This window comes from Leisingera sp. ABM4_103 (assembly GCF_056158685.1).
This window is the reverse complement of the sequence record NZ_JBSWTU010000009.1, coordinates 82,798-93,661: the sequence shown is the minus strand read 5'-3', so window position 1 is coordinate 93,661 and position 10,864 is coordinate 82,798. Positions and strand designations below refer to the sequence as shown.

General features: G+C 67.1%; 8 protein-coding genes and 1 pseudogene. 8 read left to right on the top strand and 1 reads right to left on the bottom strand.

What is annotated here, in order from left to right:
- The 6 genes and pseudogenes from ACXAED_RS24950 to ACXAED_RS24925 form a co-directional block, all read left to right on the top strand.
- Nucleotides 1-553, top strand: a pseudogene (locus ACXAED_RS24950) (quinohemoprotein amine dehydrogenase subunit beta); the annotation flags it as partial.
- Complete coding sequence (locus tag ACXAED_RS24945; RefSeq protein WP_475054523.1) at nucleotides 550-2,295, top strand: ABC transporter ATP-binding protein; 1,746 nt, start codon at nucleotides 550-552, stop codon at nucleotides 2,293-2,295. The pseudogene ACXAED_RS24950 and the gene ACXAED_RS24945, both read left to right, overlap by 4 nt.
- Complete coding sequence (qhpE, locus tag ACXAED_RS24940) at nucleotides 2,292-2,948, top strand: subtilisin-like serine protease QhpE (protein ID WP_475054522.1); 657 nt, start codon at nucleotides 2,292-2,294, stop codon at nucleotides 2,946-2,948. Before ACXAED_RS24945 ends, qhpE begins: the two co-directional genes overlap by 4 nt.
- Complete coding sequence (locus ACXAED_RS24935; RefSeq protein ID WP_475054520.1) at nucleotides 2,945-3,937, top strand: helix-turn-helix domain-containing protein; 993 nt, start codon at nucleotides 2,945-2,947, stop codon at nucleotides 3,935-3,937. Before qhpE ends, ACXAED_RS24935 begins: the two co-directional genes overlap by 4 nt.
- A 15-nt stretch (nucleotides 3,938-3,952) precedes the next feature.
- Nucleotides 3,953-5,356: an aldehyde dehydrogenase family protein gene (locus ACXAED_RS24930; RefSeq protein WP_475054519.1), complete on the top strand. Its 1,404-nt coding sequence runs from the start codon at nucleotides 3,953-3,955 to the stop codon at nucleotides 5,354-5,356.
- A gap of 67 nt (nucleotides 5,357-5,423) precedes the next feature.
- On the top strand, nucleotides 5,424-7,124 hold the full coding sequence (locus ACXAED_RS24925) for an AMP-binding protein (protein ID WP_475054518.1): 1,701 nt from the start codon (nucleotides 5,424-5,426) through the stop codon (nucleotides 7,122-7,124).
- Nucleotides 7,125-7,131: 7 nt separating this feature from the next.
- Here the strand turns inward: ACXAED_RS24925 and ACXAED_RS24920 are convergent, their stop codons facing one another.
- Nucleotides 7,132-8,154: a nucleotidyltransferase family protein gene (locus ACXAED_RS24920; protein ID WP_475054517.1), complete on the bottom strand. Its 1,023-nt coding sequence runs from the start codon at nucleotides 8,152-8,154 to the stop codon at nucleotides 7,132-7,134.
- A 164-nt stretch (nucleotides 8,155-8,318) separates the two neighbouring features.
- Here ACXAED_RS24920 and ehuR point away from each other — a divergent pair, with 164 nt between their 5' ends.
- Nucleotides 8,319-9,713, top strand: coding sequence for a MocR-like ectoine utilization transcription factor EhuR (gene ehuR, locus ACXAED_RS24915; RefSeq protein ID WP_475054515.1), 1,395 nt, complete (start codon nucleotides 8,319-8,321; stop codon nucleotides 9,711-9,713).
- Between the two features lie 95 nt (nucleotides 9,714-9,808).
- Nucleotides 9,809-10,825, top strand: coding sequence for a TRAP transporter substrate-binding protein (locus ACXAED_RS24910; RefSeq protein WP_475054512.1), 1,017 nt, complete (start codon nucleotides 9,809-9,811; stop codon nucleotides 10,823-10,825).
- Nucleotides 10,826-10,864: the final 39 nt, after the last annotated feature.

Here is a 10,864-nt window from a genome sequence, read left to right as displayed (position 1 = left end):
AATCTACCGGGTGGATCCCACCAGCGGCGAGACCGAGGTGGCGATTGCCAATGCCAGCTGGGACCGCCCCACCTACAGTCCGCCGGATGTGCTGGCGTTCTGGCCCACCGGCAGCCAGAACGACGAGATGCTGCTGATGTATACGGCCGCGGTGTTCACCGACGAAACCCAGCAGGAGCTGGCGGATTTTGTCTGGGGATATCAGTCAGTTGATCTCACCACCGGGGAGACGGAGATCGCCGATTTCGCCTCCTTCGAGGTGCTGATGTTCTCCGCCGTGCGCAGTGCGACGGATCCCAAGCACCTCTATGGCGTCTATACCCAGCTGTCCAAGCACAACCTGGAAACCCGGGAGCTGGTCAAGCGGGTGGACCTGCCGCACACCTACTACGTCATCAATGTCTCCACCGACGGGAAAGAAATCTATGTCGCGGGCACCAATGACGACATTGGTATCTATGACAGCGAGACGCTGGAGCGGGTGGGCGAAATCCGGATGCCGTCGGGCGGGGATATGTCTGTCTCCACCCTGCATGTCGTGCCGCAGGGATGACCGGGCCTGCTGCCAAACTCTCCCCCCAGCCGGGCGGCACTGCTGCCGCCCGGGCCGCCTGGCCGCGCCTGCCTTCACGCGCAGGCGCGGCGCTTTTCACGCCCGCCACCGCGGGTTGGCTGCTGCCCTTGCTGCGCCCGCACCGGCGGCGGCTGGCGGTGCTGCTGCTGATCAGCTTTGCTGCGGCCGCGATTGGCCTGCTGCCGCCCTATATCAGCAAGCTGGTGATCGACCAGGGGCTGATGGCGGGGGATGCGGCGCAGCTGGTGATCTGGTCGCTGGCTTTGTTCGGGATCGGCCTGCTGGCCACCGGCACCGGCGCGCTGAGCAATATCCTGCATATGCGCGCCTCTGTCCGGATGCTGGCGCGGATGCGGCAGCGGCTGCTGTCGCGGCTGGCCGCCAAGCCTGCCGGCTGGTTTGCCAGCCAGCGCGCGGGTGAGCTGCTGGCGCGGGTGGATGGCGACGCGGCGGAGGTGCAGAAATTTGCGTTCAACGCGGTCCTGGGCGGCTCCTCGGCGCTGATCCGGCTGGTTGGCGGCTCGGCGATGCTGATGGTGCTGGACTGGCGGCTGGGGCTGCTGACGGCGCTCTTGGCGCCTGCGGAGCTGGCCTTTCTGATCTGGGCGCGACCCCGGACCGAGCGGCACGCGGCAGCGGTGCGCGAGAGGCAGGGGCGCTACAGCGCGGGGTTGTCGGAAACGCTGTTCGGCCTGCCCGCGCTGCAGGCCGCCCGCGGAACGGCATGGGCTGAGCGGCGCAGCCTGCGGGATCATGCCGGGCTGAGCCAGCGGCTGATTGCGCAGAACCTCTGGGGAGAGTTCACCCGTGCGGTGCCGGTGCTCTTGTCGGCGCTGACCCGGTCCGCGATCTTTCTGGCGGGCGGTTTGATGGTGATCCGGGGCGAGTGGCCGCTGGGCTCACTGATCGCGTTCGTGGCCTACATGGGGTTCATGACCGGGCCGATTCAGTCGCTGCTGGGCCTGTGGCACGCGCAGGCGCGGGTCAAGGTTGCGGCGGCGCGGCTGGATGCGGTGATGCAGGCGGATGGCCCCGCCCGGGCGGCCGGTTTTGAGCCTGCCGGGTATGACTTGCGGCTGGCGGGCGTGACTGTTTCGCGCGGGGCGGCGGCACCGTTGGGGCCGCTGTCCCTGACCATTCCCGAAGGGGCCAGGGTGGCGCTGAGAGGGGCGAGCGGCGCGGGCAAGACCTCTTTGCTGGCGGTGCTGTGCGGGCAGGCGCGGCCCTTGGCCGGGCGTGTCACCTTGGGTGGCGCGGATCTGGGCCTGCTGGGCGGCGCTGGTTTGCCGGAGCGGCTGGCCTATGCCGGGCAGCGGCCGTTTACCCTGCGGGCCAGCCTGCGGGACAACCTGTTTCAAAGCCGCGCGTTCTGGGCCAAGCCTGAGTCCGAAGCGCAGGTCTGGGCGCTGCTGGAGCTGTTTGGCTTGGCAGACAGGTTCCGCGGGGCAGGGGGGCTGGACACCATGCTGGGCGAAAGCGGGCTGACCCTGTCGGGCGGCGAGCGGCAGCGGCTGTGCCTGCTGCGGGCGCTGCTGCAGCCCTTTGATATCCTGATCCTGGATGAAGCGCTGTCGGAGGTGGATCCCGCCACTGCGGCCCGGATCCTGGCCCATATCGACGAGAGTTTTCCCCATTCCACCCGCATTCTGACGGCCCACGGCGGGGCAGCGGCGGGCGGGGCGTTCGACATGGAGATCGGCCTGACGGAGGGGGCGGTATGACCCGCGCGCCGCTGATTGCGCTGATTGACGGGCCGCTGGCGGCGGATACGCCGGGCCTCGCCGCCCGGATGGACCTGTGCGAGCTGCATCCGAGGGCTGCCGAAAGCCCGGCGGCGCTGCATGCCAGTCATATGGCCGCCGCTATTCGGGCCAATGCGCCCGAGGCCCGGGTCCTGGGGGTGAGCATCTTTCCGGGGCGGCTGTCCACGTCGCTTGCCACCGTGGCGGAGGGGCTGTGCCGCGCCGCAGAGTCGGAGGCGGAGATCGTCCATTGCTCCTTTGGCCACGGTGAGGCCAGACCGCTGCTGGCGGAGGCGGTGGCGGCGGTACTGGCGGCGGGCAAGCTGCTGGTGGCCTCCGCCCCGGCGCGCGGTGCGCCGGTCTATCCGGCGGGGTGCGACGGGGTTCTATCCGTTCAGGGCGATGCCCGCTGCGCGCCCGGCCGGTGGTCGCTGCTGGACCTGCCGGGGGCGCGGTTCGGGGCCTGCCCGGGCGGTCCCGGCGCGGCGGTGCGCGGCGCCAGCCTGGCGGCGGCGCATTTCACCGGGCTGCTGGCCCGGGCTTGCATGGACGGCGGGGTCGAGAATATGCTGGAAACCCCATCCTTTACGGGCCGGGAGCGTATCGGGGCAGGGGGGCCGCAGGCGGCATGAACTGCTTTGACCATTGGAACAGCTCTCTGCGGGCCAGCTGCGGCCACTATTATGCGGCCCCGGACCGGGCCGTGCGGGATTGGGCGGGAAGCTTTGACCTGCGTCAGCGCGGCGGCGTCGATGTGGCCGAAGTCCGCTGTCCGCCCGCCCGCATTGAGCGCACCCGCAAGGGCATCCTGCGCGACGATCAGGAGCATTTCTTTCTGCTGCGCCAGCTGGAAGGGGAAACCGGCATCCTCCACGCGGGCTGCGAGGTGCTGCTGCGGCCGGGGGAGTTTTTGCTGCTCGATTCCACCCGCGCGGCGGAACTGTGCGTCACCGGCCGGCCTGCCGCGTTTCTGTCGGCGCATCTGCCGCGGGCGCTGGTGCTGGAGCGGTGCCGGGAGATGCCCGCCGCAGGCTGCAAGATCACTGCGGCGCATCCGCTGCACGCCAGCCTGTGCGGGCTGCTGGATCGGGACGGCGCAGAGGACAGCGCGGGTTATATCTTTGACCTGGTGCCGCTGGCCTTTGCCGCCGGGGCCCGTCCGGGGGCGGGCAGTTTGGGCAGCCGCAAGCACCGGTTCCGGCTGGTGCGCGAGACGCTGGAGCTGCTGAGCGCAGACCCGGGTCTGACGGTGGACAGGCTGGCCGCGCGCACCGGGCTGTCGCGGCGCCAGTTGCAGCGGGAGTTTCAGGAGAACGGCACCACATTCACCGAGTGCCTGACCCGCACCCGGCTGGCCTCGGTGGCGGGCAAGCTGCGCCATGCGGCACGGCAGGACGCCCGCGTGCCGATTGCCCAGATCGCCTATGGCGCGGGGTTTGGCGATATCTCCCATTTCAACCGCACCTTCCGCCAGCAGTTCGGCTGCTCGCCGCGCGGGTTCCTCAGCACCTGCACTTTCAGCGGATTTTTGGCGCAGGACGCAAACTCTTTGGCACCGGTGCCCAAGACCGCGCAGGCGGGCCGTGGTTGTCTTTTTCAATCAAACCCGGCTGACGGTTAAACAGGGAGAACGGCAATGGACTATGGCATGCTGATCAACGGCGAACAGGTTTCGGCGGAGCGCATGATCGAGGTGATCAACCCGGCGACGGAGGAGGTGTTTGCCCGTGTGCCGCATGCCTCTGAGGCGCATCTGGAGCAGGCGGTGGCCGCTGCCAAGGCGGCGCAGAAGGGCTGGGCGGAGACACCTATGGCGGAACGGCGCGCCAAGGTGGAGGCGCTGGCCGCCGCCATCGGCGAGGAGGCGGATGAGCTGGCGCGGCTGATCACGATGGAGCAGGGCAAGCCGCTGCCCGAAGCGCAGGGCGAGGTGGCCTGGTCGCAAGGCTATCTGGCGCATACCGCGACGCTGGAGCTGCCGGACCGGGTGATCCAGGACGACGCCGAATTCCGGATCGAGACCCGGCACAAACCGCTGGGCGTGGTGGCGGGCATCATCGCCTGGAACTTTCCGCTGCTCTTGTGCTGCTGGAAGATCGGGCCTGCGCTGATGGCGGGCAATGCGATTGTTTTGAAACCCGCGCCGACGACCCCGGTGGCGGCGCTGAAGCTGGGCGAGATCTGCGCCCGGATCTTCCCGGCGGGGCTGGTGAACATCATCACCGATGCCAATGACCTTGGCCCCAACCTGACGGCGCATCCGGATGTGGCCAAGATCGGCTTTACCGGCTCGTCCGAGACCGGCAAGCGGATCATGGCGAGTGCTGCCGACACCATGAAGCGGGTGACGCTGGAGATGGGCGGCAACGATCCGGCGATCGTGCTGCCGGATGTGGACGTGAAGGCGGCCGCGGAAAAGGTCTATGGCGGGGCGTTCCTGAATGCCGGGCAGGTGTGCCTGGCGGTGAAGCGCGCCTATGTGCACAGCGATATTTACGAGGAGTTCTGCGGCGAGCTGGCGGCGCTGGCGGGGCAGGCAGTGGTTGATGACGGCATGAAGCAGGGAACGACGATTGGGCCGATCCAGAACAAGGCGCAGTTCGACAAGATCAAGGGGTTTCTGGAGGACGCCCGCGCCAGCGGGCAGATCATTGCCGGGGGCACAGCCAAGGACGGGCCGGGCTATTTCGTGCCGCCGACCATCGTGCGCGATGTGACCGACGGGCAGAAGATCGTCGACGAGGAGCAGTTCGGCCCGGTGCTGCCGGTGATCCGCTTTGACAACATTGACGATGTGATCGCGCGGGCCAATGCCTCTGACTACGGGCTGGGCGGGTCGGTGCATTCTGCTGATACGGACAAGGCCACCGAGATCGCCGGGCGCATCGAATCCGGCACCATCTGGGTGAACCAGCAGCTGAACATCGGCCCGCATATTCCGATGGCCGGCTTCAAGGGCTCGGGCCTGGGGGTGGAACAGTCGGTCGAGGGGCTGGCGGAATATACCCAGATGCAGGTGATCAACGTCGCCCGCGGCTGATCCCTCTTGAAATCCGGCCGGGCTGCCGCTGCGGCGGCCCGGTCCGCTCTATTAGCTGAGAACACCTATGACTGACCCGCAAACTGACCTCACCGCCCCGATTGACGGCCTGTCGCATGTGCAGGGGCCAGATGAGCCGCCGCTGCAGCATATCACCATCCCGGCGCTGCTGCGGCAGGCGGTGGAGCAGTATGGCAGCCGCGAGGCGCTGGTGTTCACGGATGCGGGCATCCGGATGACCTATGCGGAGCTGGCCCGGAAGGCGGATGAGCTGGCGGCGGGGCTGCTGGAGCTGGGCGTGGCCAAGGGCGACCGGGTCGGCATCTGGTCGCCGAACCGCTGCGAATGGGTGCTGACGCAGTTCGCCACCGCCCGGATCGGCGCCATTCTGGTGACGATCAACCCGGCTTACCGGCTGGCGGAGCTGGAATATGCGCTGAACAAGACCGGCTGCAAAGTGCTGATCGCGGCGGAAAGCTTCAAGAGTTCCAACTACCTGGGCATGATCCGCGAGCTGGCGCCAGAGCTGGCCTCCGTTGCCCCTGGGCAGCTGGCGGCGGCGCGGCTGCCTGCCTTGCGCCACGCGGTGGTGATGGCGGCGGATCCTGGCCCCGGGGTTCTGTCCTTTGAAACCCTGCAGGAGATGGGCGCGGGGGTGGACACTGCAGCGCTGGACGCGCTCAGCGCGGGGCTGGCACCGGAGGAGGCGATCAACATCCAGTTCACCTCCGGCACCACCGGGTTGCCCAAAGGCGCGACACTGACGCATTTCAACATCGTCAACAACGCCCGGTTCGTCACCAGCCGGATCAAGCTGACAGAGGCCGACCGGCTGCTGATCCCGGTGCCGCTGTACCATTGCTTTGGCATGGTGATGGGGGTGCTGGGGGCGGTGTCCAAGGGGGCCGCGATGATCTTTCCCGGCGAGGCGTTTGAGCCGGCCGCGGTACTGGACGCCGCCGCCGCCGAACGCGCCACCGCGCTGTATGGCGTGCCGACGATGTTTGTCGCCATGCTGCAGGAGCTGGACCAGTCACCCCGCGATGTGTCCTCCCTGCGCACCGGGATCATGGCGGGCGCGCCGTGCCCGATTGAGATCATGCGGCGGGTCAACCGCGACATGCACATGCAGGAGGTGACGATCTGCTACGGCATGACCGAAACCGCGCCAGTATCCTTTCAAAGCTTCACCTCTGATCCGGCAGAGAAACGCTGCACCACCGTGGGCCGGGTGCATCCGCATCTGGAGGTGAAGGCGGTGGACGGGGAGGGGCGCACCGTGCCTGCGGGCGAACGCGGCGAGCTGCTGGTGCGCGGCTATTCGGTGATGCAGGGGTATTGGGATGACCCCGCCGCGACGGCGGAGGCGATCCGGGACGGCTGGATGCGCACCGGCGACCTGGGTACCTTTGACGATCAGGGGTTCTGCAGCATCACCGGGCGGGTGAAGGACATGATCATCCGCGGCGGCGAGAACATCTATCCGCGCGAGATTGAGGAGTTTCTGATCCGCCATCCGGATATCGCGGATGCGCAGGTGTTCGGGGTGCCGGATGAGAAATTCGGCGAGCAGGTTTGCGCCTGGGTGGTGCCCGCGCCGGGCGCCAGCCTGGACGAGGAGGCTGTGCGCAGCCATTGCCGCGGCCAGATCGCGCATTTCAAGATCCCGCAGCATGTGCGGATCGTGGCGGAGCTGCCGATAACCGTCACCGGCAAGCCGCAGAAATTCCGGATGCGGGACGAGATGGTGCGGCAACTGGTTGGCTGAGGCGGGCTCAGGACGGCAGCGAGTCCAGCAGGGCGCGGGTCTCCGGCATATGCTGCAGGCTGGCAGCGATGCGGGCGCGCCAGGCGGGGCCGCGCTCCATCGCGGTCTCATAGGCCTCAGCCAGGTCGTCGGGGCGCTCGGCGTGCAGAGCCTCGATCAGGAAGGCGGCCTGGGCACGGTCCTTGCGCGATTTCAGCGCGTCCGTGCCGCCGCGGCGGCGGTCGGCGACGATCAGCTTGTGAATGGCAAAGCGCTCAGGCCGGGGGATCTGGATCAGCACGCCGGAGCGGTAGAGCAGCGGCGCCTGCAGCGGTTCGGCAATCAGGTAGTTGAGGAAATGCAGGCTTTGGGCGCTGACGCCGAGGGCGGGCAGCGCGCGCAGGCCCTCCTGATCGCTGAACGACGGGGTGAGGAATTCCACCAGGGTGCGGCGGTCGGTCTGCCGCCAGCGCCAGACCTGGCCTTTTTCGGTGGAGGGCAGCGGGTCGAACTTCAGCTCCGAGAAGACATCGGCCAGCGGGGCGTCGACACTGTCCTGCAGCACCAGCGAGAGGCGTTCGAAACTGGCGATGTCGATGTCGTCGGTCATTGCCGCCTGGTCGAATGTGATGCGCACGCCCAGTTCGCCCTCGTAGCAGCGGAAGGCCTGGGTGCCGACCAGGGTGCCGCCAAGGCGGAACACCCCGGCGCGGGCCATGGCGGAGATCACCTGGCCGCTGCCGGCATCCGCCATCAGGTAGCCCTCCGCACGCAGGGTGCGCATCAGGCGGGCGCGCTCGCGGCTCGCCTGTTTCTCGGCCTCGGCGATGGGTTTGTGGCGCTCCAGCCGGCTGCGCAGTTCCTCCGTGTCCTCGCCGATGTAACGGTCCACGGTCTCGGTGCCGATCCGGTAGTGGTCGTACCAGTAGCGCTTGCTGCCGATGGTCTTGAGCTTGGGCGCGCCGCGCAGGCCGGAGACGGCGCTGTCCTTGAGCGAGCGCAGAAGATCGGTCCAGGCGGCGGTGCCGGCGGCGGAGTGGTGCTGGATCACGGGATTACCCCACAGAAAATTCTTTGTGGGGTATGTATAGCCGGTTTTCCTACCCTACAAAATATTTTTTGTGGGGTAGAGCGTGCGGGAGATGAAACGGATGATTCTGTGCCGTGCGGCAATTGTGTTGGGAATTCCGGCGCGGGGCGCTATACAATTGCACCATGACAATCTGGTATCCCGATCCCGCCGCCCTGACATCGCCCCTGCACACCAGCCTGGCCGCCGCCATCGCCAAGGCCATTTCAGACGGCCGGTTGCCCAAAGGCACGCAGCTGCCGACCCACCGCAGAATGGCGGAGGAGCTGGGGCTGAGCGTGCACACGGTCAGCAAGGCCTATGAGGCCCTGCGGCGGCAGCGGCTGATTGACGGACAGGTGGGGCGCGGCAGCTATGTGCTGGACCCGGACACCTCCAATGACCAGCCGTTCCAGCTGAGTTCTGAGAAGGGCGGCGGCTTTGATCTGTCGATCTCGCGGCCGCTGATTTCGCAGCATCACGCAGAGCGGTTCGAGCAGGCGCTGAAGGCGCTGCCGGAGGGGTTGGATCCGAGCTATTACCTGTCCTGCCGCCCGAACGTGGGCCATGACGCGCACCGGGCTGCCGGGGCGGAGTGGCTGAAAATCTGCGGGCTGGAGGTGCCTGCGGAGCGGATCATCATGACCAACGGCGTAAGCCACGGCATGTCGGCGGCGCTGTCGGCGCTGACCCGGCCCGGCGACACGGTGGTGTCGGACAAGATCACCCATCACCTGCTGGTGTCGGGCTGTTCCTACCTGGGGCTGAACCTGGCCGGGCTGGAGACGGATGCCGGCGGCATCCTGCCGGACGCGCTGGAGCGCTATTGCCGGGAGCAGTCGCCTAAAGTGCTGTTTTTGCTGCCCTCCCTCGCCAACTCCACCGCCGGGATGATGCCGGAGAACCGCCGCCGGGCGCTGGTCGGGATCGCCCGAAAACATGATCTGCACATCATCGAAAACGATGCCTTCGGCCCGGTGGCGGAGGACCGCCCGGTGCCGGTCTCGGCGCTGGCGCCGGAGCGGTCGATTTACCTGACGACCTTTACCAAATGCACGGTGTCGGGGCTGCGGGCGGGTTATCTGGCGGCGCCGGAGCATCTGCTGCCGGCGCTGACCGGGCGGATTGTCGTGTTCGGCTGGATGGCGACACCCCTTATGTGCGAGCTGGCCACCCGCTGGGTGCAGGACGGCACCGCGCTGGAGCTGGCCCAGTGGCAACGCCGGGCGCTGGCGGAGCGGTATGCCATTGCCGAGGACGTGCTGCAGGGCTGGGACTGGCAGGGGCATCCGTCGGCGCTGCACCTGTGGCTTCCGCTGACCGAGGGCTGGACCACCGCCAGCTTTGTCTCTTACGCGCAGGAGCTGAAGGTGGCGGTGGCGCCGGATGCGCCGTTCCTGACCCCCAAAACCCCGCCGCAGAACGCGGTGCGGGTGTCGCTGGGCAGCGTGCAGGATCAGGACCGGTTCCGCCAGGCGCTGGAGCTGATTGCCGGGATGCTGGGCCGCCCGCCGGAGGGGGTCGCGCCCTTCACCTACTGATTGTCCTGCAACAATAAAAAAATTGACATGCAGTACAATTCCTCTCAAGTCTGTCGCAGCGGTGCGCAGGCACCGGTGAGACTTGGGAGGAAATCATGGCTCAGACAGTCACATTCAGCTTCGGTGCCCTGGCGGCGGCGGGGATTGCCTTGGCGGGCAGCGCGGCGCAGGCGGATACCTGGCGGTATGCCTTTGAGGAGGCGATGACCGATGTGCAGGGTGTCTATGCGCAGAAGTTCAAGGAAGAGATTGAGGCGAACTCGGATCACGAGATCCAGCTGTTCCCCTATGGCACGCTGGGCGAATCCGCCGACATCATGGAGCAGGCCCAGGACGGTATCCTGCAGTTCGTCGACCAGTCGCCGGGCTTTACCGGCTCCTTGATCCCCGAGGCGCAGGTGTTCTTTGTGCCGTACCTGCTGCCGGCCGATCAGGATCACCTGGCGCGCTTCTACAAGGAGAGCAAGGCGATCAACGACATGTTCAAGCCGCTTTATGCCGAACAGGGGCTGGAACTGCTGAACATGTTCCCCGAGGGCGAAGTGGCGATGACCACCAAGACGCCGGTCACCACCTGCGCCGATCTGGACGAGGTGAAGTTCCGGGTGATGACCAACCCGCTGCTGGTCGAAAGCTACAAGGCCTTTGGCGCCACCCCGACGCCGCTGCCCTGGGGCGAGGTTTATGGCGGTTTGCAGACCAATGTGATCCAGGGGCAGGAGAACCCGACGTTCTTCCTCTATTCAACCAAGATCTATGAGGTCACCGATTACATCACCTATGCCGGCCACAACAATTTCACAACCGCGGTGATGGCCAACAAGGACTTCTATGACGGCCTGAGCCCGGAGGATCAGCAGCTGGTGCAGAACGCGGCGCAGGCGGCCTATGACCACACGGTGGTGTACCAGCAGGAGGCGGCGGAGACCGAGCTGGCCAAGATCATGGAGGCCAAGCCGGACATGAAGGTGACGGTGCTGACCGACGAGCAGCGCAGCTGCTTCAAGGAGGCGGCGGCTGAGGTCGAGGCCAAGTTCATCGAGATGACCGGCGACAGCGGTGCCGCGATCCTGGAGCAGATGAAGGCGGACCTGGCGGCCACCGCCAACTGAGGCCTGCAATGCGACTGCTGCTGAGCGGGGGCTGCCCGC

Coding starts and splice junctions, on each gene's coding strand:
- ACXAED_RS24910 (WP_475054512.1), top strand. CDS start 9,809: ATGGCTCAGACAGTCACATTCAGCTTCGGTGCCCTGGCGGCGGCGGGG.
- ACXAED_RS24935 (WP_475054520.1), top strand. CDS start 2,945: ATGAACTGCTTTGACCATTGGAACAGCTCTCTGCGGGCCAGCTGCGGC.
- ACXAED_RS24925 (WP_475054518.1), top strand. CDS start 5,424: ATGACTGACCCGCAAACTGACCTCACCGCCCCGATTGACGGCCTGTCG.
- qhpE (WP_475054522.1), top strand. CDS start 2,292: ATGACCCGCGCGCCGCTGATTGCGCTGATTGACGGGCCGCTGGCGGCG.
- ehuR (WP_475054515.1), top strand. CDS start 8,319: ATGACAATCTGGTATCCCGATCCCGCCGCCCTGACATCGCCCCTGCAC.
- ACXAED_RS24945 (WP_475054523.1), top strand. CDS start 550: ATGACCGGGCCTGCTGCCAAACTCTCCCCCCAGCCGGGCGGCACTGCT.
- ACXAED_RS24930 (WP_475054519.1), top strand. CDS start 3,953: ATGGACTATGGCATGCTGATCAACGGCGAACAGGTTTCGGCGGAGCGC.